The organism is Streptomyces sp. NPDC107517, assembly GCF_055582645.1.
Map to the genome: position 1 here is coordinate 115,810 of NZ_JBVJPM010000008.1, position 23,861 is coordinate 139,670.

Annotated in this window: 25 protein-coding genes and 1 pseudogene; 2 read left to right on the forward strand and 24 right to left on the reverse strand. The window is 70.1% G+C overall.

From position 1 onward, the window contains the following. Nucleotides 1-28: 28 nt before the first annotated feature. The 6 genes from rlmN to rpsB form a co-directional block, all read right to left on the reverse strand. Nucleotides 29-1,135, reverse strand: a complete 1,107-nt coding sequence (rlmN, locus tag ACZ67T_RS20150; RefSeq protein ID WP_453656120.1) for a dual-specificity RNA methyltransferase RlmN — start codon at nt 1,133-1,135, stop codon at nt 29-31. Nucleotides 1,136-2,211: 1,076 nt separating this feature from the next. Next, nucleotides 2,212-3,456 carry a phosphatidate cytidylyltransferase gene (locus tag ACZ67T_RS20155; protein ID WP_469985675.1) on the reverse strand — a complete coding sequence of 415 codons (1,245 nt, stop codon included), beginning with the start codon at nt 3,454-3,456 and terminating at the stop codon, nt 2,212-2,214. Nucleotides 3,457-3,464: 8 nt separating this feature from the next. Beyond that, nucleotides 3,465-4,022: a ribosome recycling factor gene (gene frr / locus ACZ67T_RS20160; protein ID WP_093780078.1), complete on the reverse strand. Its 558-nt coding sequence runs from the start codon at nt 4,020-4,022 to the stop codon at nt 3,465-3,467. A gap of 123 nt (nt 4,023-4,145) precedes the next feature. After that, nucleotides 4,146-4,916: a UMP kinase gene (gene pyrH / locus ACZ67T_RS20165; protein ID WP_100595086.1), complete on the reverse strand. Its 771-nt coding sequence runs from the start codon at nt 4,914-4,916 to the stop codon at nt 4,146-4,148. A gap of 208 nt (nt 4,917-5,124) precedes the next feature. Next, on the reverse strand, nt 5,125-5,961 hold the full coding sequence (gene tsf / locus ACZ67T_RS20170; protein ID WP_100595085.1) for a translation elongation factor Ts: 837 nt from the start codon (nt 5,959-5,961) through the stop codon (nt 5,125-5,127). A gap of 92 nt (nt 5,962-6,053) precedes the next feature. Further along, nucleotides 6,054-6,968: a 30S ribosomal protein S2 gene (gene rpsB, locus ACZ67T_RS20175; RefSeq protein ID WP_469985677.1), complete on the reverse strand. Its 915-nt coding sequence runs from the start codon at nt 6,966-6,968 to the stop codon at nt 6,054-6,056. Between the two features lie 284 nt (nt 6,969-7,252). On the opposite strand from rpsB, the pseudogene ACZ67T_RS20180 reads away from it, so the two are divergent. Continuing rightward, nucleotides 7,253-7,753, forward strand: a pseudogene (locus tag ACZ67T_RS20180) (M23 family metallopeptidase); the annotation flags it as partial. A gap of 235 nt (nt 7,754-7,988) precedes the next feature. Here the strand turns inward: ACZ67T_RS20180 and ACZ67T_RS20185 are convergent. The 18 genes from ACZ67T_RS20185 to proS form a co-directional block, all read right to left on the reverse strand. Beyond that, complete coding sequence (locus ACZ67T_RS20185; protein ID WP_469985933.1) at nt 7,989-8,546, reverse strand: TetR/AcrR family transcriptional regulator; 558 nt, start codon at nt 8,544-8,546, stop codon at nt 7,989-7,991. A 105-nt stretch (nt 8,547-8,651) separates the two neighbouring features. Further along, nucleotides 8,652-9,488 (reverse strand): RNA polymerase sigma factor WhiG, encoded by an 837-nt coding sequence (gene whiG, locus ACZ67T_RS20190; protein WP_469985679.1) that lies wholly within the window; start codon nt 9,486-9,488, stop codon nt 8,652-8,654. A gap of 347 nt (nt 9,489-9,835) precedes the next feature. Next, complete coding sequence (gene dprA / locus ACZ67T_RS20195) at nt 9,836-10,996, reverse strand: DNA-processing protein DprA (protein ID WP_469985680.1); 1,161 nt, start codon at nt 10,994-10,996, stop codon at nt 9,836-9,838. Next, a complete protein-coding gene (locus ACZ67T_RS20200; protein WP_469985682.1) occupies nt 10,993-12,612 on the reverse strand; it encodes a YifB family Mg chelatase-like AAA ATPase in 1,620 nt (539 codons plus the stop codon). The genes dprA and ACZ67T_RS20200 overlap by 4 nt, the downstream gene beginning before the upstream one ends. Further along, a complete protein-coding gene (locus ACZ67T_RS20205) occupies nt 12,612-12,995 on the reverse strand; it encodes a YraN family protein (protein ID WP_469985684.1) in 384 nt (127 codons plus the stop codon). Before ACZ67T_RS20205 ends, ACZ67T_RS20200 begins: the two co-directional genes overlap by 1 nt. A gap of 151 nt (nt 12,996-13,146) precedes the next feature. Next, a complete protein-coding gene (locus ACZ67T_RS20210) occupies nt 13,147-13,455 on the reverse strand; it encodes a DUF2469 domain-containing protein (RefSeq protein WP_003965949.1) in 309 nt (102 codons plus the stop codon). A 55-nt stretch (nt 13,456-13,510) separates the two neighbouring features. Further along, entirely contained in the window at nt 13,511-14,032 is a 522-nt protein-coding gene (locus ACZ67T_RS20215) for an NUDIX hydrolase (protein ID WP_469985686.1), read from the reverse strand. Beyond that, nucleotides 14,022-14,777, reverse strand: a complete 756-nt coding sequence (lepB, locus tag ACZ67T_RS20220) for a signal peptidase I (RefSeq protein ID WP_383091552.1) — start codon at nt 14,775-14,777, stop codon at nt 14,022-14,024. Before lepB (ACZ67T_RS20220) ends, ACZ67T_RS20215 begins: the two co-directional genes overlap by 11 nt. Before the next feature lie 59 nt (nt 14,778-14,836). After that, the gene (gene lepB / locus ACZ67T_RS20225) at nt 14,837-15,730 is read right to left on the reverse strand and encodes a signal peptidase I (protein ID WP_469985688.1); all 894 of its coding nucleotides are present in this window, start codon (nt 15,728-15,730) and stop codon (nt 14,837-14,839) included. Further along, on the reverse strand, nt 15,663-16,799 hold the full coding sequence (gene lepB, locus ACZ67T_RS20230; RefSeq protein ID WP_469985689.1) for a signal peptidase I: 1,137 nt from the start codon (nt 16,797-16,799) through the stop codon (nt 15,663-15,665). The genes lepB (ACZ67T_RS20225) and lepB (ACZ67T_RS20230) overlap by 68 nt, the downstream gene beginning before the upstream one ends. Continuing rightward, nucleotides 16,792-17,490, reverse strand: a complete 699-nt coding sequence (gene lepB, locus ACZ67T_RS20235) for a signal peptidase I (protein ID WP_469985691.1) — start codon at nt 17,488-17,490, stop codon at nt 16,792-16,794. Before lepB (ACZ67T_RS20235) ends, lepB (ACZ67T_RS20230) begins: the two co-directional genes overlap by 8 nt. Before the next feature lie 45 nt (nt 17,491-17,535). Next, nucleotides 17,536-17,886: a 50S ribosomal protein L19 gene (rplS, locus tag ACZ67T_RS20240; protein ID WP_037741626.1), complete on the reverse strand. Its 351-nt coding sequence runs from the start codon at nt 17,884-17,886 to the stop codon at nt 17,536-17,538. Between the two features lie 133 nt (nt 17,887-18,019). Then, nucleotides 18,020-18,841, reverse strand: coding sequence for a tRNA (guanosine(37)-N1)-methyltransferase TrmD (trmD, locus tag ACZ67T_RS20245; RefSeq protein ID WP_100595073.1), 822 nt, complete (start codon nt 18,839-18,841; stop codon nt 18,020-18,022). Beyond that, nucleotides 18,841-19,443 carry a ribosome maturation factor RimM gene (rimM, locus tag ACZ67T_RS20250; RefSeq protein ID WP_469985693.1) on the reverse strand — a complete coding sequence of 201 codons (603 nt, stop codon included), beginning with the start codon at nt 19,441-19,443 and terminating at the stop codon, nt 18,841-18,843. The genes trmD and rimM overlap by 1 nt, the downstream gene beginning before the upstream one ends. Nucleotides 19,444-19,544: 101 nt before the next feature. Further along, nucleotides 19,545-19,784 carry an RNA-binding protein gene (locus tag ACZ67T_RS20255; protein WP_014176063.1) on the reverse strand — a complete coding sequence of 80 codons (240 nt, stop codon included), beginning with the start codon at nt 19,782-19,784 and terminating at the stop codon, nt 19,545-19,547. A gap of 2 nt (nt 19,785-19,786) precedes the next feature. Beyond that, a complete protein-coding gene (gene rpsP, locus ACZ67T_RS20260; RefSeq protein ID WP_116509370.1) occupies nt 19,787-20,224 on the reverse strand; it encodes a 30S ribosomal protein S16 in 438 nt (145 codons plus the stop codon). Between the two features lie 254 nt (nt 20,225-20,478). Continuing rightward, nucleotides 20,479-21,075 carry a hypothetical protein gene (locus tag ACZ67T_RS20265; RefSeq protein ID WP_266559563.1) on the reverse strand — a complete coding sequence of 199 codons (597 nt, stop codon included), beginning with the start codon at nt 21,073-21,075 and terminating at the stop codon, nt 20,479-20,481. Nucleotides 21,076-21,344: 269 nt separating this feature from the next. Then, complete coding sequence (gene proS, locus ACZ67T_RS20270; protein WP_469985695.1) at nt 21,345-22,760, reverse strand: proline--tRNA ligase; 1,416 nt, start codon at nt 22,758-22,760, stop codon at nt 21,345-21,347. A 233-nt stretch (nt 22,761-22,993) separates the two neighbouring features. Between proS and ACZ67T_RS20275 the strand changes: the two genes are divergently transcribed. Continuing rightward, nucleotides 22,994-23,860 (forward strand): SAM-dependent methyltransferase, encoded by an 867-nt coding sequence (locus tag ACZ67T_RS20275; RefSeq protein WP_469985697.1) that lies wholly within the window; start codon nt 22,994-22,996, stop codon nt 23,858-23,860. The last annotated feature ends 1 nt before the right edge of the window (nt 23,861 follow it).

Below are 23,861 nucleotides of genomic sequence, written 5' to 3' on the forward strand. Positions count from 1 at the left end.
ATATGAAGATGTAAGTACGCCGGTCAGGTTACCGCTCGGTGGCGGCGAGCTGACCGCACGCCCCGTCGATCTCCTGGCCACGGGTGTCGCGGACGGTGACCGGGACGCCATGAGCCGCGATGGCCTCGACGAAGGCCTTCTCGTCCTCGGGGCGCGAGGCCGTCCACTTCGAGCCCGGCGTCGGGTTCAGCGGGATCAGGTTGACGTGGACGCGCTTGCCCTTGAGCAGGCGGCCGAGCCGGTCACCACGCCAGGCCTGGTCGTTGATGTCCCGGATGAGCGCGTACTCGATGGAGATGCGGCGGCCCGACTTCTCCGAGTACTCCCACGCCGCGTCGAGGACCTCGCGGACCTTCCAGCGCGTGTTGACCGGGACGAGGGTGTCGCGCAGCTCGTCGTCGGGGGCGTGCAGCGAGACGGCGAGACGGCACTTGAAGCCCTCGTCGGCGAACCGGTGCATGGCGGGGACCAGACCGACGGTCGAGACGGTGATCCCGCGCTGCGAGAGGCCGACGCCGTCGGGCTCGGGGTCGGTGAGCGCGCGGATGGCGCCGACGACCCGCTTGTAGTTGGCCAGGGGCTCGCCCATGCCCATGAAGACGATGTTGCTCAGGCGGGCCGGACCGCCCGGGATCTCGCCGTCGCGCAGCGCGCGCATGCCGTCGACGATCTGGTGCACGATCTCGCCCGTCGACAGGTTCCGGTCGAGGCCGGCCTGTCCCGTGGCGCAGAACGGGCAGTTCATTCCGCAGCCCGCCTGCGAGCTGATGCACATGGTGACCCGGTCCGGGTAGCGCATCAGGACGGACTCGACGAGCGTGCCGTCGAAGAGCCGCCACAGGGTCTTGCGGGTGGTGTCCTGGTCCGTCGACAGATGCCGGACGACCGTCATCAGCTCCGGAAGCAGCGCCTCCTGCAGCTTGCCGCGCGAGCCGGCGGGGATGTCGGTCCACTCCGCGGGGTCGTGCGCGAACCGCGAGAAGTAGTGCTGCGACAGCTGCTTGGCGCGGAACGGCTTCTCACCGATCGCGGCAACGGCCTCCTTCCGCTCGGCGGGCGAGAGGTCGGCGAGGTGCCGCGGCGGCTTCTTGGCTCCGCGCGGGGCGACGAAAGTGAGTTCTCCGGGCTTAGGCATATCTCCTCCAGTGTCGCAGATCCATTTGCGTGACCTGGGGCACATGAAGTGCGGGGTGGTCGTCGCCGGCCGCCGCTGACCGCCGTAGGCCACCCTCGGACGTCCGCGGCCCACAGAAGGCCCGGCCTCTCGCCTCGGGGCTCTCCTCTCTCGCGGCTCGCGGCTCGCGGCTCGCGGCTCGCGGCTCGTGGCTCGTGGCCACGCAAGTTGGCGCGCTACTGGCCACCTCGCACCTGAGGCCTCCCGCACACAGCGAGGCGGAACCATGAGGGCTGCTGGCCGACTCAGTGGACGGTGACCGAACGGCAGATCCACCGTCACCGTGCCGCCGGCGGGACGAGGCCCCTAGCCCCCGGCCGGCTTCCGGCCTTCCGCCACAGGGACGGCTCGAGTGGCCGGCTACGGCACACAGGCCCGCCGGAGTCCGGTGAGTCCACTTGCCCAAGAAATCGAACACGCGCTCTAATTTGAGCCATGGACCACCCCATCCCTGATGACGTTCTGAACACACAGCGCGAGTGGGCCGCTACGTACGAACGGCTCGCCGGGCAACCGGGCCGCACCGCACTGCGACGCCGCTTGTACCGCCTGTCTGTGCGACTGGCGGCCTACCCCCTCAGCCCCGCGGAGCGCGTGGAACTGCGGCGGCAGGCCCGACGCGAGGAGGGCCCGTCGTGATCGACCATCCGACCGGGCGGCACGGACCGTGAGTCAGCGCCTCGGACACACCGACCCGGCACTGACGCCACGGGCGCACGCGCACCTCATGCCGCCGAGCCATGAACGTACGACGAAGGCCATTGACCAGTTGTTCCTGCCGCCCCGCGTGAGCCCGACCGCCCAGAGGCAGGCCCCGTAGCGCAGAAACAGCCCCCGGTCAGCGCCGAACGCGCAGGTCGGGGGCCATTTCGGATCCCCGCCGGATCACCGCCAGATCCCTGTCGGATCACCGCAAGTTCTCCGGCCCGAGGCATGACCCTTCCAGTGGCGCAGACATACGACAACGGGCCCGCCGCCCCATGGACAACGAGCCCGTCACCTGAATCCGCGCAGGTCAGCCGGGATGGTCGGGCCGGTCAGCCGGCTCCGACGAAGATCACCAGGAGCAGCCAGACCACCGGCGCCGTCGGGAGCAGCGAGTCGAGGCGGTCCATGATCCCGCCGTGCCCGGGAAGGAGCGTGCCCATGTCCTTGATGCCCAGGTCGCGCTTGATCATCGACTCGCCGAGGTCGCCGAGCGTGGCGCTGGCCGCGACCGCGAGCCCGAGCAGGAGACCCTGCCACCAGGCACCGCCGTCGATCAGGAACTGCATGCACAGCGCGCCGGCGGCCATCGCGAACGTCACCGCTCCGACCAGCCCCTCGCGGGTCTTGCCGGGGCTGATGCGCGGGGCGAGCTTGTGCTTGCCGAAACGCCAGCCGATCGCGTACGCGCCGGTGTCGCTGACGACCGTCAGCAGCAGGAACGTCAGAACGCGCCGCGGCCCGTCGTCCGCGGTGAGCATCATCGCCACGAAGGTCGCGAGGAACGGCACGTAGAACGCTGCGAAGACACCGGCCGTGACGTCCCTGAGGTAGCCCTCGGGGGGCTCCGTCATGCGCCAGACCAGGACCGCGAGCGCGGTGAGCGCCATCGCCACCCAGGCGCCCTCGGTGCCACGGACGTATCCGGCGACGACCATCGCCGCGCCGCCGATCGCGAGCGGCACGAGGGGCGCCTTGATGCCCTTGCGCTCGTCGAGCCGCGAGGTGAGCTCCCAGAGCCCGACGACGACGGCCACCGCTATCACGCCGATGAACACGGCCTTGACGATGAAGAGCGACGCGACGATCACCGCGCCGAGCCCCACCCCGACTCCTATGGCGGCCCCGAGGTCACGGCCCGCGCTCTTCTTCGGCGGTGCGGGGGCGGGCTGTGCGGCGCTAGGCATGGGCTCCTGCCGGCTCTCGTGCTGCGCCTCGTGCGGCGTCACATACGGCGTCTGGTGCTGCGTCGGGCGGTGCGGGCGGTGCTGCGGTTCGTGCTGTGTCTGGTGCTGCGGTTCGTGCCGCCCCGCGCGAGGGTCCTCGTGCCGGCTTCCGCTCTGAGACTCGTCGCGGAACAGGGGACCGCTCGGCCGAGCAGCCCCCCGATCGCCGTCCTGGTCACGACCACCGGCGGGTACCTCGGGCATTTCGGGCACGATGGGCATGGGCCGAGTCTCCTCAACCGCATGCTGTTCGTACGCGGGACCCGCCGGGGAAGCCCCCTGGGAGGGCCCCTGGTCGGGCAGCCCCCAGTACCCGGCTCCGGTCGGCGCTCCCCAGGAAGAGTCGTTCACGGAATTCCTCAGACCTCGAGCAGCTCGGCTTCCTTGTGCTTGAGCAGCTCGTCCACCTGGGCGACGTACTTCGCGGTGGTGTCGTCGAGCTCCTTCTCGGCGCGGCGGCCCTCGTCCTCGCCGACCTCGCCGTCCTTGACCAACTTGTCGATCGTCTCCTTGGCCTTGCGGCGGATGGAGCGGATCGAGATCTTGGAGTCCTCGGCCTTGGTCTTGGCGACCTTGATGTACTCCTTGCGGCGGTCCTGGGTCAGCTCCGGGAACGTCACACGAATGATGTTGCCGTCGTTGCTCGGGTTGACGCCGAGGTCCGAGTCGCGGATCGCCTGCTCGATGTTGCGCAGCGCGCTCTTGTCGAACGGGGTCACCACGGCCATCCGCGGCTCCGGCACGGAGAACGAGGCCAGCTGGTTGATCGGGGTCAGCGCACCGTAGTAATCCGCCACGATCTTGTTGAACATCGCCGGGTGCGCACGGCCGGTGCGGATCGCGGCGAAGTCCTCCTTGGCGACCACGACGGCCTTCTCCATCTTCTCCTCGGCCTCGAGGAGGGTCTCTTCGATCACCACTTGCTCCTGCGTGTCTTGAGTGAGGCCCGGCATGCGCCCAGGGCGGCCGGCTGCGTCGTGTGTCTTTCCTGCACGGTGTCCGACCGGCAGGACATTGTCCATCCCCTGGCGGGGGTCGTGTCAGGCCCGCGTTCCGTGGTCGCCCACGAGCGTGCCGATCTTCTCACCCTTGACCGCTCGCGCGATATTGCCCTCGGCGAGCAGTTCGAAGACGAGGATGGGCAGCTTGTTGTCGCGGCACAGGGTGATCGCGGTCATGTCCGCGACCTTGAGGTCGCGGGTGATGACCTCGCCGTAGCTGAGCGCGTCGAACTTCACGGCCTCGGGGTTGGTCTTCGGGTCGGAGTCGTAGACCCCGTCCACCCCGTTCTTGCCCATGAGCAGCGCCTCGGCGTCGATCTCCAGGGCACGCTGGGCGGCGGTCGTGTCGGTGGAGAAGTACGGCATGCCCATACCGGCGCCGAAGATGACGACGCGGCCCTTCTCCAGGTGGCGCACGGCGCGCAGCGGGATGTACGGCTCGGCGACCTGCCCCATGGTGATGGCGGTCTGCACACGGCTGTCGATGCCCTCCTTCTCCAGGAAGTCCTGGAGCGCGAGGCAGTTCATGACGGTGCCGAGCATGCCCATGTAGTCGGAGCGGGCCCGGTCCATGCCGCGCTGCTGGAGCTCGGCGCCGCGGAAGAAGTTGCCGCCGCCGATGACGACGGCGATCTGCGCGCCGTCGCGCACGACGGCCGCGATCTCACGGGCGATCTTGTGCACCACGTCGGGGTCGACGCCCAGACCCCCGCCACCGGCGAACGCCTCGCCGGACAGCTTCAGCAAAAAGCGCCCCGCGCCTTTGCCGTCGTCGCTCTTGTCGCCCTTGTCGGCCTTGGTGGTGGTCATGGTGATCTCGCCTCTTTACTTGGCACACATACAAAGAAGGCCATTGCCGGTGGGGTGTTGTTCGCATCCCATACTCGGCAATGGCCTCCTCGTCACATCTGCGGTCGCCCGGCGCGTACGCGCGTGGCGGCGTACGCGGGAGACTGCTGTCGACCCTACTGGGATCTCGTCGACCCTAGCGGTGTCTTCCGGCTGTCGCGGTACGGACTCAGATGCCGACCTTGATGCGCGAGAAGCGCTTCAGGGTGACACCGGCCTCGTCCAGGACCTTCTGCACGGACTTCTTGTTGTCCAGCGCGTACGGCTGGCCGAGGAGGGTGGCCTCCTTGAAGAAGCCGTTGACGCGACCCTCGACGATCTTCGGGAGAGCGGCCTCGGGCTTGCCCTCGGCGCGCGTGGTCTCCTCGGCGACGCGACGCTCGGACTCGACGACCTCGGCCGGAACGTCCTCACGGGAGAGGTACTTCGGCGCGAAGGCGGCGATGTGCTGCGCGATGCCCTTGGCGAGGTCGGCGTCGGCCTTGTCCAGCTCGACCAGAACACCGATCTGCGGGGGCAGGTCGGGCATGGTGCGGTGCATGTACGCGGTGACGTAGGCGCCGGAGAACTGCGCGAAACGGTCGAGGACGATCTTCTCGCCGAGGTTGGCGTTGGCCTCGTCGACGTACGCCTGGACGGTCTTGCCGGGCTCGATCTCGGACGCGAGGAGCGCCGCGATGTCGGCCGGGTTCGTCTTGGCGGCGTGGGCGGCGAGGGAGTTCGCGACGGCCTGGAACTTCTCACCCTTGGCGACGAAGTCCGTCTCGCACTTCAGCTCGAGGATGACACCGGAGGTGTTGTCGTCGGCGATGAGGGACACGACAGCGCCGTTCTCGGCGGAGCGGCCCTCGCGCTTGGCGACGCCCTTCTGGCCCTTGATGCGCAGGGCCTCGACGGCCTTGTCGACGCTGCCGTCGGCCTCGTCGAGCGCCTTCTTGCAGTCCATCATGCCGGCGCCCGTGAGCTCGCGGAGCTTCTTGACGTCAGCGGCGGTGTAGTTCGCCATGATCTGAAATTCTCTCTCGAAGTCTGAAAGATCTACGGGTGGACGGCGGGGGCCGAGTCGGCCCCCGCCGTCAACTACCGAACCGGTGAGGTTCAGGCCTGCTCGGCGTCCGCGGCCGGAGCCTCGGTGGCGACCTCGGTGACAACCTCGGCCTCGGCGTCGGCGACCTTCTCGGTCTCGGCGGAGGTCTGGACCTCAGCCTCGGCGGCCGGCTTCTCGTCGGCCTTCTTCTCGCCCTCGAGCAGGTCGCGCTCCCACTCGGCGAGCGGCTCGCCCGCGGCCTTCTCGCCCGGCTTCTGGTCGCCAGTGGCGGCACCGGAGCGGGCGATGAGGCCCTCGGCGACGGCGTCGGCGATCACGCGGGTGAGCAGGGTGACGGAGCGGATCGCGTCGTCGTTGCCCGGGATCTTGTAGTCGACCTCGTCGGGGTCGCAGTTGGTGTCGAGGATGGCGACGACCGGGATGTTGAGCTTCCGGGCCTCACCGACCGCGATGTGCTCCTTCTTGGTGTCCACGATCCAGACGGCGCTGGGCACCTTGGACATCTCGCGGATACCGCCGAGGGTCTTCTCCAGCTTGGCCTTCTCGCGGGAGAGGACGAGCAGCTCCTTCTTGGTGAGGCCGGACGCGGCCACATCCTCGAAGTCGATCTGCTCAAGCTCCTTGAGGCGCTGCAGACGCTTGTAGACGGTCGAGAAGTTGGTGAGCATGCCGCCCAGCCAGCGCTGGTTGACGTAGGGCATGCCGACGCGGGTCGCCTGCTCGGCGATCGCCTCCTGCGCCTGCTTCTTCGTACCGACGAACATGACCGTGCCGCCGTGGGCGACGGTCTCCTTGACGAACTCGTAGGCGCGGTCGATGTACGACAGCGACTGGAGCAGGTCGATGATGTAGATGCCGTTGCGCTCGGTGAAGATGAAGCGCTTCATCTTCGGGTTCCAGCGACGGGTCTGGTGACCGAAGTGGACGCCGCTTTCCAGCAGCTCCCGCATCGTGACGACGGCCATGGCCGTACTCCTTGGGTTCTCGGTTGCCGCGACCGCAGGATTGCTGTCGCGCCTGACGCCCCGCGCGCTGTGCCACGAGGGACCGAGGAGCGCGGACACCGTCACGAATGACCTGGTGTTGGGGCGTGCGAAGTCGATCGGGTGACCCCGATCGCCATCAGAAGTGTACGGGACCCGCGAGGTGCCGGGTGACGTCGCTGTCCACAACCGGTCGGTAGTCCACAGTTCCGGTCCATGATCCCCGCGGATCGCGTCGGGACGGGACCGTTCGGTGCATGCGACTGATGCTGATGTTGACGATGACCGCGGCGCTGGCGGGCCTCGTGCCGCCCCCGCCGGTACCGGCCGTGGGCGCCGCCTGGCCGGTGGGGACGCGGCCCCCGATCCTACGGGGCTGGGCCCCGCCGGCGACGGAGTACGGGGCGGGCCACCGCGGCGTGGACCTGGCCGCGCCGGTCGGCGCCCCGGTCAGAGCGGTGGCGCGGGGCCGGGTGTCGTTCGCGGGCCGCGTGGCGGGCAGAGGGGTGGTGGCGGTGGAACTGTCAGGAACGGGCGATCCGCCCCTACGGACTACGTACGAACCGGTGACGCCATCGGTGAAGAAGGGCGCCCGGGTGGCACCGGGCGAGGTACTGGGCGCACTGGAACCCGCGACAGACCATTGCGGCCCGACGCCCTGCCTGCACTGGGGCCTGCTACGGGGTGACACCTACCTCGACCCGCTGTCCCTGCTGCCACCCCGGCTGTTGCGCCGGTGTCCGTCGCGCCTGCTGCCGGTGCCGGGGGCGGGTGGCGCGGGGGCGGGGACGGGTGGCGCGCCCTGGGCCGACCCGCCGTTGCTGGTCCCGCTGTTGCCGGTTCGGTCGGCCGTTCGTACAGGTGCCGTTCCGGCCGGCGCGTCGAGGACCTTCTCGCCGCTGCTGAGCGGGGCGACGCCCGGCGTCGGTACGGCGATGGGTGCCGTGCCGGGGCCGGTCCCGCCTGCGCTGGTCCGCCGGCCCCTGGGGCTCGCGCCCTGGATCAGCCGCTGACGCCCCGCAGGGCCATGCTCACGGCCGCTTCGGTGATGGCCGAGGGGTCTTCCGCCGCGCCCAGTTCGATGCGCCGGACCGCCGCGTCCACCACCCCCTGAAGGAGCATCGCCGCGAGGCGCGGTTCCGCGTGGCCCATGTCGGCGAGCGCCTCGACGATCATCGCGACCAGCCCGCCGTGGGCGGCGCGGATCTTCTCGCGCGCCCCTGAGTCGAGTTCGCTCGCCGAGATGGCCACGACGGCGCGGTGCCGGCGGTCACCCACCAGCGAGAGCTGCTCCCGCACATACGCCTCGACCTTGCCCTCGGGGGTCCCGGCGCGCTCCATCGCCGTGGAGACGTCCGCCGCCCAGACGGGGAAGTCGACCTCGCAGAGCTCTTCGACGACCGCGGCCCGCGACCGGAAGTACTCGTACACGGAGGACCGGGCGAGCCCGGTGCGCTCGGCGAGCGCGGGGAAGGTCAGCGCCTCCGTCCCGCCCTCGGACAACAGGGAGCGCGCCGCGTCCAGAAGGGCGCCGCGCTGCATCGACCGGTGCTCGGCCACTGAGGCCGCTCGAATCCTTGGCACGTCACCACTTTACGGACGGGAGGCGCGCCGCGGGAGTCGTCCTGCCCCCACGCACGGCCCGGCAGGGACGATTCCGCATCGTCAGCGCCGGAAGCCGGCCAGCTTCGCGCGGAGCTGGAGGACGGACTTGGTGTGGATCTGGCTGACGCGACTCTCGGTCACGCCGAGCACATTGCCGATCTCCGCGAGGGTGAGGCCCTCGTAGTAGTAGAGCGTCACGACGGTCTTCTCGCGCTCCGGCAGCGTGTTGATCGCTCGCGCCAGATACCGCCGCAGCTCCCGGTCCTCGGCCACTTCGACCGGGTTGTCGGCGGCGTGGTCCTCGAGCGTGTCCATCAGGCTGAGCCGGTCGCCGCTCTCGCCACCTGCGTGCAGCAGCTCTTCCAGGGCCACCACGTTGGCGAGGGACAACTGGCTGAAGACCGCATGCAGTTCCTCGACCCTGATGCCGAGCTCCGCGGCCACCTCGGTCTCCGACGGAGTCCGCCGCAACTGCGCCTCGAGCGTGGCGTAGGCCCGCTCGACGTTGCGCGCCTTCTGCCGCACGGAGCGCGGGATCCAGTCGAGCGCCCTGAGCTCGTCGATCATGGCGCCGCGGATCCGGGTGATCGCGTACGTCTCGAACTTGATCTCGCGCTCGATGTCGAATTTCTCGATCGCGTCGATCAGTCCGAAGACCCCCGAGGACACGAAGTCGGCCTGTTCGACATTGGGCGGCAGCCCGACGCTGACGCGGCCCGCGACGTACTTGACCAGCGGCGAGTAGTGCAGGATGAGCTGCTCGCGCAATCGCCCGTCGCCCGTCGTCTTGTACGACCTCCACAGCTCCTCGAGCGACGAGGGAGCCGGAGGCCGCACGCTGCCACGGGCAGCGGGGGGAACCGCAGCCCGGTCAGACCCGGAGGTGTGCTGGGGCATTCGTCGCCTTGTGCCGTTCTGCCGTGAACTGGGGATTTGTGCGCCTGGCGCCGGACTGATGACAAAGATCCCAAGTTACCTGTCTGATGCTCGGTTGCCGATCTGATCGTGGTTGTTCTTCGTTGCCGGGCTGATTCCGGATTGAACCGAACGAGCCGGAATCCTGGTGAGCGTAGCGTGACTGGAGTGTCGCAGTGTGCGAAGACTATTGGATCGCACGTGCGCGGATGCGTTCCGTTGGGCGACTTGCGGGGTCACACCCGTCGCTGTACGTGACCGGGCTGAAACGCCAACGCCCCGTAATGCCAAGGGGTTCGGCCGTCATCCGGACGGCGCAACACCCTCCGTCACCGATCATCTCCTTCCGGCAAGACAGGCCGGATCGCCTGGCGTGTCAACTGCCAGCCATCGCTGTGTCGTTCGACGAACCCCAGTGAGCGCAGTTCGTACAACCTCCCGATCGCGTCGTCGACTCCGGTGCCCGCGGCCCGGGCGATGTCCCCCGCCCCGACCGTTCCGCCGGCGGGCAGCGCCGCCAGTACCGCCGCGGCACCCGGCGCGAGCAGGTCGTGCGGCAGTACGGGTCCGCGCCGCGCCGGGGCGAGGTCCCCCATGTCCCCGACCAGCTCCATGACTTCCGCCGCGTCGGTGACGAGAACCGCTTCCCCGCGCAGTAGTTCGTGCACTCCTTCGGAACGGGTACTGGTGACCGGCCCAGGAACCCCCATCGTGTGACGGCCGAGGCGCTGCGCCCACCGCGCCGTACCGAGAGCACCGCTGCGGTAGGCGGCCTCCACGACGACGGTCCCCCGGGTGAGCGCGGCGATCACGCGGTTACGGAGGATGAATCTGCTCCGCGTCGGATGATCACCGGGCGGCAACTCCGCGATGACGAGCCCCTGTTCGGCGATCCGCTCGATCAACTGGACATGGCCGCGCGGATAGGGCCGGTCGACCCCGCAGGCCAGGACCGCCACGGTGGCGCCGCTCGCACCGAGGGTCCCGCGATGGGCCGCCGCGTCCACCCCGTACGCCCCGCCCGACACGACGACGCTGCCGCGCTCCGCGAGCCCCGCACCGAGGCTCGCCGCCACCCGTGCCCCGTAGTCCGTGCAGGCCCGCGCCCCCACGACGCCGACGGACCGCAGCGCCCACATCCGCAGGGACGGCCGCCCCCGCACCCACAGGGCGACGGGCCGCGCGTCGCCGAGATCGTCCAGCTGGGCCGGCCACTCCGGGTCCCCGGGACACACGATCCGCGCGCCCACGCCCGCCGCCAGTTCCAGGTCACGCTCGGGCAGCACATCGGCCGCTCTGGCCCGCAGCCCCGCCCAGCGGTCCCCGCTCACCCCGGGCAGCGGCTCCCCGTCCTCGACGATGCGCCGCGCGACCTCCACCGCCCCGAACTCCCTCAGCCACCGCCCCGCCCTCTCGTCGCCGGGCTCGACGATCCTGGTGAGGGCGGCCCTCGCGAGCCGGATCCCGTCGGAGACCTCCGCTCCGCTCATGACGACCCCCCGAGGGCCATGGCCACCCCGCGCGAGATCCCGGTGCGCAGCTGAAGGGCCAGCGCCACGTCCTGTGCGCGTGGCCGGTCCCGGCCGCAGAGGTCCGAGACGGTCCAGGCCACCCGCAGCACACGGTCGACACCGCGGGCGGTCAGGAAGCCTCGCTCCAGATCGGTCTCGACCTCGGCCATGGCCCCCGACGCGGCGGGCCACCGGGTGCGCAGGGCGTGCCCGGGCACCTCGCTGTTCGTCCGCCAGGGCGTGTCCGCGAGCCGTGCCGCGGCCCTCTCCCGGGCGGCCCGCACCCGCTCACGGACGACGACAGTGGCCTCACCCTGTGCGCCGCTCCCGGTCAGCTCCGTACGCGTGACGGGCTCCACGTCCACCTTGAGGTCGACCCGGTCGAGCAGCGGCCCGGAGAGGCGCGCCTGATAGCGGCGGACCGCGGCCGGCGGGCACTCGCAGCCGCCGCCCACGAGCGAGTGGTTGCCGCACGGGCACGGATTGGCGGCCAGGGCCATCAGGAAGCGGGCGGGCAGGCGCACCACCCCGGCACTGCGGGCGATGACCACGTGGCCCGACTCCAGCGGCTGGCGCAGGGCGTCGAGTGCCTGGCCGCTGAATTCCGGCGCCTCGTCCAGAAAAAGCACCCCTCTGTGGGACAACGACACGGCGCCCGGCCGCGGCATCCCCTGTCCGCCGCCGACGAGAGACTGCATCGTCGCCGAGTGGTGCGGCGCGCAGTAAGGGGCGGCGTCGACCATGGGTTTGCCTGGCGGCAGCATGCCCGCCACCGAGTGGATGGCCGTCACTTCGAGGGCTTCCTCGCGGGTGAGTGGCGGCATGACCAGTGGCAGCCGCTCGGCGAGCATGGTCTTTCCGGCACCTGGCGGCCCCTGGAGGAGGATGTGGTGGGCCCCGGCGGCGGCGACCTCGATCGCCGTGCGTGCGGCGCGCTGGCCGACGACATCGGCCAGATCGAGCATGTGGGCGTCGTGCGGCATCCCGGCAAGGCCCACGCCGAGGCCCTGGCCCGGGACGCTCAGGCCCGCGAGCATCGGGTCGGGGCGTCCGGTCTCGTCGGGCGGCTCGTCCGGGACCGGCTCGTCCGTCAGGACCGCGATGAGCTGTCGCAGGCTCCGTACGCCGAGGACGGAGACGCCCGGGACGAGCGCGGCCTCGCCGGCCGAGCACTCCGGGACCACGACCTGCTCGTACCCCGCGTCGGCCGCCGCGAGGACGGCCGGGAGCACCCCGCGAACGGGCCGTACGCGGCCGTCGAGTCCCAGCTCGCCGATCATCACGACCTCGGAGAGGACTCTCGGATCGACCCGCTCGGCCGCTCCCAGCACGGCGCTGGCGATGGCCAGGTCAAATCCGCTGCCGCTCTTCGGCACGGACGCCGGGCTGAGCCCCACCGTGAGCTTCTTCTGCGGCCATTCCCCGCCGGAGTTGACGACGGCTGCCCTGACCCGGTCGCGGCTCTCCGACAGGCTCTTGTCCGGCAGTCCGACCAGCGTGAAGGCGGCGACTCCGGGCTCCAGGTCGGCCTGGACCTCGACGACCACCCCCTCGACCCCGACGAGGGCCACGGAGCATGTGCGCGCGAATCCCATCAGGCCACACCCCGCGCGTGCTCGACGACGGGGGCGCCGCGCTCCGGCACAAGAACCCCGACCAGATCGATGCGTACGCCGCCGGGTGGCGCTCCCCCGTGTTCCTGAACCCAGCGCTCCGCCAGGTCGCGCAGCCGCTGGGCCTTGACGGGGGTGACCCCGGCCATCGGATGCTCGAAGGAACCGGCGGGGCCGCCCGCCCTGCGGGTCTTCACCTCGCAGACGACGAGCGCGTCGCCCTCCCGGGCGACGATGTCGATCTCACCGGTCCTGCCCGCGCGCCAGTTGCGCTCGATGACCGTCATTCCGGACTCGGCCAGCCGCCGTGCGGCCAGCTCCTCGCCGTACTTTCCGAGTGCGCTGCGTGCCTTGGACGCGTTCATGTCGCCACCACCTCCGACGCCCACGCTGAGGCATGGACGCCGAAGAAGTGGATCTTGGTGAACTACTCACGGGTTGTGGATAACCCGGCCACCCAATCCGGCGAGCCCCACCCGCTCAAGGGCTCCGGATCACCCACCGAGCAGCCCTGGCTCACCCACCCGGCAGCTCCAGATCGCTCTTGTTCAGCTCCTCGATGTTCACGTCCTTGAACGTGAGCACCCGGACCTGCTTCACGAACCGTGCGGGCCTGTACATGTCCCACACCCAGGCATCCGCCATGGATACCTCGAAGAAAACCTCACCCTGGACCGAGTGCACCTGCATCTCGTAGTCGTTGGTGAGATAGAAGCGCCGTTCGGTCTCGATCACGTATTTGAACAGACCGACGACGTCGCGGTACTCCCGGTAGAGCTTCAGCTCCATCTCGGTCTCGTACTTCTCGAGGTCCTCGGCACTCATGGCATGTTCCCCTTCAGCCGTGCGTCCCCCTATTGTGCGTCAGCCCCGTACGCCTCTAGACGATTTCCGTGTCGAGGACTTCGGGACGACTCGGGGGACCCTCGTCGAGCAGCCGTTCCAGCAGCCCGGCGAGCCTGGTCGGATACACCGTCTCATGTGCCTCGGTCAGTTCCCGGCACGTCCACCAACGTGCTCCGGCGACGCTGCGCCGTTCCAGCTCGGTCAGGCCCGCCCCGGCGATCTCCGCCCCGGCCACCGCGGCCGTCGTGCGGGCCAGGAAGTACCACTCGTCCTGGTCCCAGCGCCGCCCGTCGAACGGGAAGGAGCAGGTGCGCCGCCACAGGACCGGGCCGAGCTCGACGTCCGTGATGCCGGTCTCCTCCGCGAGCTCGCGCAGGGCGGCCTGCTCACGGGTCTCGTCGCCCTCCAGGCCGCCGCCCGGGGTGAACCACCAGTCGTCGGCGGCGTCCCCCGGCTCGTGGCCGTGCAGCAGCAGAATGCGGTCGTCGGGATCGAGCAGTACGACCCGTGCGACCTTCCGCAGCTCCCGGCCGGCGCCGGGAGGCTCAGCCCGCAAGAGCCCGCTCCCCCGCCGACGCGCGCGACCGGCCGCGGCCCTTGCTCGCGCGCTTGGCGATCGGCCCGTACGCGGCACCGCCGAGCACCAGCACGGCGCCCGCGACGACCGCGGCCAGGACCAGCTTCAGGGGACCCGGCTGGGAGAGCCCGCCCGGCAGCGCCTCGAAGCCGGTGGGTCGCGCGAGCATGCCGTCCATCGGCCAGGCCACGGCGTCGACCCGGGCGGCGACCGCGCTGCGCGGCACCGTTCCGTGGCTGGAGTCGCCGATGTGGACGCTGGAGTCGAGAGAGCCGCTGCGCTCGTCGCCGAGCAGGAAGAGGCGGCCCTCAGGGACCGTGGTGGTGGGGATGCCCGTGGCCGAGGGGCCCTGTCCCTTGGGGAGATACGGTTCGGCAATCTCCTTGCCGTTGACGGTCAGCTTGCCGGCCTCGCAGCAGGCGATCTTGTCGCCGCCGATGCCGACGACCCGCTTGACCATCGGCATGTCGCCCCACGCCGACTCCGTGAAGACGACGACGTCCCCGCGCTTGACCTCACTGCCGTCGATGCGCTGCGCGAGGACCCGGTCGCCCGCACCGATCGTCGGCGTCATCGACTCGGTGGGCACGGTGTACGGCTGGTACACGATGGCACCCCACACGAACCCGCCCAGGAACAGCACACAGCCGAGGGCCACGGCCAACCCCGACAGCGTGCTGCCGAGCCGGCCCTGGCCCTCGTCCGTACGACGTGTCCTGCTCATCCCAGTTGCTCCCCGCCTCGGAGACTCGCCGTGGAAGATCGGCGATCTGGGACGGCACCCTACCCGGCGGTCTTCGCCTCAGAAACCCGGGTGTTCCCCTGGGTAAGCCGACGCCTGCGCCACAGCACGAGCGGTGCGGCGCCCGCGAGCCCGAGCGCGCCCGGGGCCGCTCCCATCGCCGCGTTGAGGCCCGGCTGGTCGAACGTGTCCGGCACCGGCAGGGTCGTCCAGCGGGTGGGCGGCCAGGCGACCACGATCGCGCGGCCCACGACGTTGTCCACGGGCACGAAGCCCTGGTTGCTGTCCTGCTGGTGGTACCGGGAGTCCATGGAGTCCTGGCGGTGGTCACCCATGACCCAAACTTTGCCAATGGGTACGGTGACCTTGAACTTGCCGCCCACATTGTCGTCGCTGCACGAGGTGTTCCCCGGGTAGACGTACGGCTCGTCGAGCGCCTTGCCGTTGACCTGGAGCGGTCCCGTCCCGTTGCACTCGATGGTGTCGCCGCCGACACCGATGACACGCTTGATGAGGTCCTTCTCGTTGGTGGACGGCATCAGGCCGATCCAGCCGAGGAGGCGCTGCACCGGATTCGGCTCGGCCGTCGGCTCGTCCCGCAGCCAGCCGTCCGGGTCGTGGAAGACGATGACCTCGCCGCGCCCGGGCTCGGAGCCGAACCACGGCGTCAGCTTGTCGACGAGCACGCGGTCGCCGATCTGCAGGGTGTTCTCCATCGACGCCGACGGAATCGAGAACGCCTGCACCAGGAACGTCTTGATCACCAGCGCCAGGACCAGCGCGATGACGATCAGGAGCGGAAGCTCCTTCCAGAAGGAGCGGGGCTTCTTCGCCCGGCCTCCCGCCCTGCCGCCGTCGCTGTGGCCGTCACCAGGGCCGTCGCCCCGTCCACCACCGTGCCCGTCGCCGTTCGCGTCGCCACTGTCGAGGTTCACGGCGCCCGTCGCGGCCGATGCCGCTCCGTCGTCGGATCGCCCGGGCTGCTCGTCGGGCCCTTGCCCTGACCGTGCGCCGACCGCCAAGTCCCCCACATCCACTCCTCACTCCGTGCCGCTGCCTGTCGTCCCATACGCGATGCAGGCCCACCACTCCCATAACGAGCGGGAGTTCCGCAGGGCTCGGGAGAGGGATCAATCCGTTCAGATCCTCGGAGGCCACCCTATGCGACGGTTGCCGGGCCGCGGCCGATCTGTTCTGCGCGGCGGCCACCGTCGCGTAAGTGTCCGGTTCCGGGAGCGTGGTCCAGTGACCGACCGGCCAGGCGATGACGCGGGCGCGGCCGACGACCGACTTCTCCGAGACGGTGCCGCTGAACGCCTCGGTGCGGTGGAAGCGCGAGTCGGCCGAGTTGGAGCGGTGGTCACCCATCACGAACAGGCGCCCCTTGGGCACCTTGACCTCGAACTCGAACTTAGACGGTACGTCACCGGGGTGGATGTACGGCTCGTTCAGGGGCGTCCCGTTGACCGTCACGCGGCCCTGCTTGTCGCAGCACTTGACGGTGTCACCGCCGACCGCGATGACCCTCTTGATGAGGTCGCGCTCGTCGTCGGAGGGCAGAAGGCCGATCCAGGTGAGGCCTTCTTTCACCTGTTTGACGCCGACGGGTGCGTCCTTCTTCGCGCCCTGTTCCTGTTCCAGCCACTTGCCGGGGTCCTTGAAGACGACGACGTCGCCGCGGTGCGGCTTCGCGCCGAACCACGGGGTGAGCTTGTCGACCAGGACCCGGTCGCCGATCCTGATCGTCTGCTCCATGGAGCCGGACGGGATCACGAAGGCCTGGACGAGGAACGTCTTCAGGACGAGTGCTATCAGGAGCGCCACGCCTATGAGGAGCGGGATCTCCTTGAGCGCGGAGCGCTGTCGGCGCCGCTTGACCTTGCGCGCCAGCCTGCGCCGCTCGGCACGGCCCGGCAGCGGCGGGGTGCCGGCGCGGCGCGTCCCGGTGGGCAGGCGGGTGTCGCCGCCGCCCCTGCGCGAGTGGGAGCGTCCGCGGTTACCCATGGGCACCGCCGGGTGCGGGCACGCGCGCGTAGACGTCGTTACGGGACAGGGAGCCCCAGTGGCCCGTCGGCCAGGCGATCCACTGGGCCCTGCCGATCACTTCGTCCACGGGGACCATGCCGCCGCCGGGCGCGCCCAGGTAGTCGCGTGAGTCCCGGGAGTCGCCCCGGTGATCGCCGAGCAGGAAGAGGGTGCCGTCGGGCACGACGAGGTCGAAGGGGACCTTCGAGGGGGTGTTCCCGGGGTACAGGAACGAACTCTCGTCCACCGGTTCACCGTTCACCCCGATCCTCCCCTTGCTGTCGCAGCAGACCACATGGTCTCCCCCCACGCCCACGACCCGCTTGATGTAGTCGGCGTCGCCGAAGTACCCGGTCCCGTCGAAGACCACGACGTCGCCCCGCTGCGGCTCAGCACCGAAACGGTACGCCAACTTGTTTACGAGAACGCGGTCCCCGACCCTCAATGCGCGCTCCATGGAACCGCTGGGGATCTGGAAGGGCTGCATCACGAAGATGCTCAGCAGGAGCAGCAGAACGAGGCAGAGCAGGGCCGACAGGGTCAGGCGGCCACCGGGGAGCCAGGACGCGGCCCACGACACAAACGCGAAACGCGACCGCTCCTCCTCGCCCTCGTGTACGGAGGGGTGGGAGGCGCGATCGCGTTCCGTTGTCTGTGCTTCGGTGTCCATCGAGGCCAGATGCTATCCGGCCCTGCTGTGACCCCGTGCGCGAGCTCAGTTGTCGCGCTTCTCCTTGATCTTCGCGGCCTTGCCGCGCAGGTCGCGCAGGTAGTAGAGCTTCGCGCGACGCACGTCACCGCGGGTGACGAGCTCGATCTTCTCGACGATCGGGGTGTGCACCGGGAAGGTGCGCTCGACGCCGACGGAGAAGGAGACCTTGCGGACCGTGAAGGTCTCGCGGACACCGGCGCCCTGGCGGCGGATGACTACGCCCTTGAACTGCTGCACACGGGAGCGGTTGCCCTCGATGACGCGGACGTGGACGTTGACGGTGTCACCCGGACGGAAGGCCGGGATGTCGGTGCGCAGCGACGCGCTGTCGACGGAGTCGAGCAGGTGAGACATGATCGTCTGCTTTCTTCACCGATGCCACAGGTCATCGGCGGGAGTGTTCGAAATGAGGATTCGGTAGCTGATCGCGTCGGGCGGGCGTCGTTCCCCCTGTGGCAGGGGCGCACGCTGGACGTACAGCAGCGGCCTATTCTTCCACGGCTTCGGGGTCTCGCCCAAATCGGCCGTCGGGGCCCGGCCGCCACCCGAGGATGGAGAGCATCTCGCGGTCCTTCTTGTCGAAGACCGAGGGGTCGCAACGCTCCACGAGATCGGGCCTGTTGCGGGTGGTGCGCCGCAGCGCCTCGTCCCGGCGCCAGCGCGCGATCTTGCCGTGGTGACCGCTGAGCAGCACGTCGGGGATGCCCTGTCCGCGCCACTCGGGGGGCTTGGTGTAGACGGGCCCTTCGAGGAGGTTGGCCATGGCGCCGGGCGCGAAGGAGTCGTCCCGGTGGGACTCGGCGTTGCCGAGGACTCCGGGCAGCAGCCGCGCGACGGCCTCCGTGACGACGAGTACGGCCGCCTCTCCGCCGGCCAGCACGTAGTCGCCGATGGAGACCTCGTAGACCGGCATCCGGGTCGCGTACTCGTCGATGACGCGGCGGTCGATGCCCTCGTAGCGCGCGGGCGTGAAGACCAGCCAGGGGCGCTCGGAGAGCTCGACGGCGAGCTCCTGGGTGAAGGGGCGGCCGCTGGGCGTGGGGACGACGAGGGCGGGGCCGTGGGACCCGGTCTCGTAGCCTTCGGCGAGCACGTCGTCGAGGGCGTCGCCCCAGGGGCCGGTCTTCATGACCATGCCGGGGCCGCCGCCATACGGGGTGTCGTCGACCGTGTTGTGCCGGTCGTACGTCCACTCCCTGAGGTCGTGCACCCGTACGTCGAGCTGCCCGCGCGCGCGGGCCTTGCCGACGAGGGAGACGTTCAGCGGGTCGAGGTACTCGGGGAAGATCGTGACGACGTCGAGCCGCATCAGGCGCCGCCCGCCTCGGAGCCCTTGCCGGAGTCCTCGTCAGAGCCCTCGTCGGAGCCCTCGTCGGCGTCGCGGCTGGAGACGATCTCGGCACGGTCGTCGATGAGACCGGGCGGCGGGTCGATGATCGCCCGCTGCTCCTCGAGGTCGATCTCGGTGACGATCTCCTCGACGAAGGGGATCATCACCTCGCTGCCGTCGGGGCGCTCCACGATGAACAGGTCCTGCGAGGGCAGGTGCGAGATCTCGGTGATCCGGCCGACCTCGACGCCGTCCGTGGTGACCACGTCCAGGTCCATCAGCTGGTGGTCGTAGAACTCGTCCTCGTCCTCCGGCAGCTCCTCCGGGTCGACCTCGGCGATCAGGAGCGTGTTGCGCAGGGCCTCGGCGCCCGTACGGTCGCGTACGCCCTCGAAGCGCAGCAGGAGGCGGCCGCTGTGCACGCGGCCGGTCTCGATCGTCAGCGGCCCCGTGGAGGCGGGGTCGGTGGCGAGCACGGCACCGGGGCCGAGCCGCAGCTCGGGCTCGTCGGTGCGTACCTCGACGGTGACCTCGCCCTTGATGCCGTGGGCGCGGCCGATGCGCGCGACTACCAGCTGCACGTGAACAACTCTCCTGTCATACGGCCTCGGGCCGGGGACGGCCCTGAGGCCCTCCCCGGCCCGAGCCGGTGCTTCATTTGTCGCCGAACCGTTGGTCCGGCTCAGCGAACCTGGTCCACGTCGACGAGGTCGACGCGGACACCGCGGCCGCCGATGGCGCCCACGACGGTACGCAGGGCACGCGCGGTGCGGCCGTTGCGGCCGATCACCTTGCCGAGGTCATCGGGGTGAACCCGGACCTCGAGTACGCGCCCACGGCGCAGGTTGCGCGAGGCGACCTGCACATCGTCGGGGTTGTCGACGATGCCCTTCACGAGGTGCTCAAGAGCCTCCTCGAGCATGCTCAGGCCTCGGTGGACTCGGTGGACTCGGCCGGGGCCTCGTCCGCCTTCTTGTCAGCCTTCTTGGCCTTCGGGGTGATGGCCTCACCCTTGGCGTCGTCGCCCTCGAGACCCTTGGTGAAGGCCTCGAACGCGGCGCGCTTGTCCTTGGGCTCCGCGACGAGCAGCGGCGCGGGGGCCGGGAGGCCCTTGTGCTTCTGCCAGTCACCGGTGAGCTTCAGGATGGCCATGACCGGCTCGGTCGGCTGGGCGCCGACGGACAGCCAGTACTGGGCACGCTCCGAGTTGACCTCGATGCGCGAGGGGTTCTGCACCGGGTGGTACAGGCCGATCTCCTCGATGGCCCGGCCGTCACGGCGGGTACGGGAGTCGGCGACGACGATGCGGTAGTGAGGCGAACGGATCTTGCCCAGACGCTTCAGCTTGATCTTGACTGCCACTGGAGTGGTGTCTCCTGGTCTTGACGTGGTTGGGCACAACGGGATGCCACGTGGGGTTGCGGTACTCGGAGTGCCCGATGGACGCGTCAGCCGGAGGCGAGAGGGTTCCTATGCGGCTGTCGAGTACAGCTAGCCATTGTGCCATACGCGGACGGGGCGGCCGAACCCTCCCCCGAGCTCCGAACGAGCAGGGAGGTGCCCCCATCGAACGCCCCGCAGCAGGTCGCGCGCCCTCACCGAAGATCGGCCGGAGATCACCCGACGCCCGCGCCGACGGCCTCCGGGATGCGGAACGGCTTGCCGCAGCCGCCGCAGACGATCGGGGCCTGGGCGAGGACCGAGGGCACCACGCGCACATTGCGCCCGCAGTCGCAGACCGCCTTGACGCGGACGCCGCCCCCGGAGGAGCCGTGCCGCGCGGCCGGGCCGCGGAAGCTGCGCTTGGTGTCCGCGGCCGTGGCCACGGTGTGCGCCTTGAGGGCGCTCTTGAGCCGCTCGATCGTCGGCCGGTAACGCTGCTTCGCCTCGGGGTTGAGCGTCACCAGCGAGAAGCCGCTGCTGGGGTGCGGCTCCTCGGGGTGATCGAGGCCCAGCTCTTCGGCGATGGCGAGGAATCTGCGGTTGTGGTACCGGCCGGCGCGGGAGGTGTCGCGGACTCCTCGGGCGGCGGCGATGCCATGGACTGCCTCATGGAGGAGTCGCTCGAAGGAGAGCTCGTGTCCGCAGGCGGACGACGACTCCCCGATCAGGGATTCGGGCGCGGCTAGATCTGGCAGCTCAGGGTGGTGCCGCTGAATGTCGGCCCACGCCTGTGCCAGCTCTGCGGCGAGAACAGGTGGTGTCGTGCTCACGTCGTGACAACGAGCCGGGATGCCTCTGTGTTCCTATTCCGGGGCATCCCAAATAATTTGCACGTACCAGTCAGTTGCCGCTCATGCGTCCGGACGAGGGCGGGTGCGCTGATCTGCGGAGAAGCCTCACAGCTCACACCAAGGTGGTGCGTAGGTATACGTACGCCCCGGCGCGTAGACGATGTCCGCACGCCGGGGCGACTGTGTCCGTCTGATGCGCAAGAGGCCTTTCGGCCTTCTCGCGCCGCTCGCTTCGCTGGCGCGGTGGCTCAGTACGCGCGTGCCACGACGGCGACGTTACCGGCCGCGTCATCCGCGTCCGGCACCGCCCCGTCCTCGGTGACCAGACACCGTACGGAGACGGAGTGCTCGGCCAGCGCGGCCTCGCCCGCCGCGCCGAGCGTGGCCCACGGGATGCGGGCCCAGCCGCCCGAAGTGGCGGCCTCGACGGCCTCGTCGACCGTCGTCACCTCGCTCGTACGGGACTCGCGGCGCTCGCGGGCCTGCTTGAGGAGCAGCGCCTGGTCCTCCTCGAGGACAGTGGGCAGCAGCGCGGCGAGCGCCTCGATGACCACCGGCTCCTTGCCGCCCGGGATACGCCTGGCCAGCATCGCCGTGCCGTTCTCCAGGTCGCGCGGGCCGATCTCGACGCGTACGGGCACTCCCTTGAGTTCCCAGTCGACGGCCCGGCGGCCGAACGGGGTGTCCGTGCGGTCGTCGACATGGACACGGATGCCCGCCGCCTCGAGGGCGGCGCCGATCTCGTGGACCTTGGCCAGAACGGCGTCGTCCCCCTTGATGGCGAGCACCACGACCTGGGTGGGGGCGAGCCGGGGCGGGATCCGCAGACCGTTGTCGTCGCCGTGCATCATCACGAGGGCGCCGATCATGCGGGTGGTCGAGCCCCAGGAGGTCTGCCAGACCAGCTCCTGCTTGCCCTCCTTCGACAGGTACTGGGTGTGGAAGGCCCTGGCGAAGTTCTGGCCGAGTTCGTGGCTGGTACCCAGCTGGAGGGCCTTGCCGTCGCCCATCATGCCTTCGAGCGTGAGGGTGTTGATGGCGCCGGCGAAGCGCTCCTGGGCGGTCTTGCGGCCGAGGACGACGTCCATCGCGAGGACGTCCCGCATGAAGTCCGCGTACACGTGCCGGTGGATGCGGGCCGCGAAGTCGCGGGCCTCCTCGTACGTGGCGTGCGCGGTGTGGCCCTCCTGCCAGAGGAACTCCGTGGTCCGCAGGAAGAGGCGGGGCCGCAGTTCCCAGCGGACGACGTTCGCCCACTGGTTGATGAGGAGCGGCAGGTCGCGGTAGCTCTGCACCCACTTCGCGAAGTACTCGTTGATGATCATCTCGGAGGTGGGGCGGACGACGGCGGGCTCTTCCAGCTCCTTGCCGCCGCCGTGCGTGACCACGGCGAGTTCGGGCGCGAACCCCTCGACGTGCTCGGCCTCCTTGTGGAGGTACGACTGCGGGATCAGGAGCGGGAAGTACGCGTTCTGGGTGCCCGTCTCCTTGATGCGGGCGTCCATGTCCTGCTGCATCCGCTCCCACAGGCCGTAGCCGTACGGTCGGATGACCATCGTGCCGCGCACTGGACCGTTGTCGGCCAGTTCGGCCTTGTTGACGATGTCCTGATACCAGCGCGGGAAGTCCTCGGCCTGAGGCGTGAGAACGGGTGTCTTGGCCATGGCGCGCATGCTACGGCGCGATGACGCCCTCGAGGCAATGCAATTACGCCCGTACGGCCGCGCGTCGCGGGGGCGCGCGCGGCGATCCAAGGCCCTTGGGAACACCCCCTAGACGTGACGACGGATGCGGAGTTCTCTGGCATACGGGGGAACTGCGAGCGCACATGTACGGGGCGGGATGAACCGCAGGAACACGCCACAGCAGTAACTCTCGGCGGATTGGGGCGCTTTCGATGACACCTACGCTCGTGCAGCGGCACCTCCCCCAGGCGGGGCGCGTGCCCCGAGTGGACCTGTGCGCACGCGCGCGTGACTGGGCGGAGATACAGGAACGGATGCTGGTCCCGCTCTACGAAGCGGTCTACGAACGACTGGAGGTCGGCGAGGGGGCCGCCGGCACCCGGCTTCTCGGCCTCGGCTGCGGCTCGGGGCTCGCCCTTTTGATGGCGGCCTCGCGGGGCGCCGCGGTCACGGGCGTCGAGGCGGCCGAGCCGGAGCGTCTCGCACTGGCCAGAGAGCGTCTCCAGGGCGAGACGCGGGGCACACGCGCGCGTGGCGACACGCGACTGACCGAAGGAGGCCCCGAGGACGCGGCACGGCCGGACGATCCGCCGTACAACCTGATCACCGCGTTCCAGCCGATCGGGTGCACGGCAGGCGACTCCGAAGGGCTCGGCGCGCTCCTGGAGTCGGCGTCGCCGTTCGCCGAGCGGGGTACTCCCGTGGTGCTGGCCGGCTGGGGTCCGCCGGAGCGGTGCGCGACGTCGTCGGTCCTGCGGGTCGCGACGAAGCTCGCCGATCCGCTGCGCAGCACGGGCAGTTGGCGGCCCGCGCTCCGCGACGACCTGGAGGAGGTCACCCACCGGGCGGGGCTCAGGCCGGACGGCTCCGGCCGGGTCGCCTGTCCGTTCGGCTACGCGGACGTGGACAGCGCCGTGCGCGGGCTGCTGTCGACGGGGCTGTTCGACGCGGCGATCGGCGCGACGGACCGGTCCCAGGTCGAGAAGGAGATGACGGAGGCACTGCATCCGCATCAGCGGAGGGACGGGACGGTGTGGATGCCGAACGTGTTCCGCTATGTGATCGCGCGCACCCCGTGAC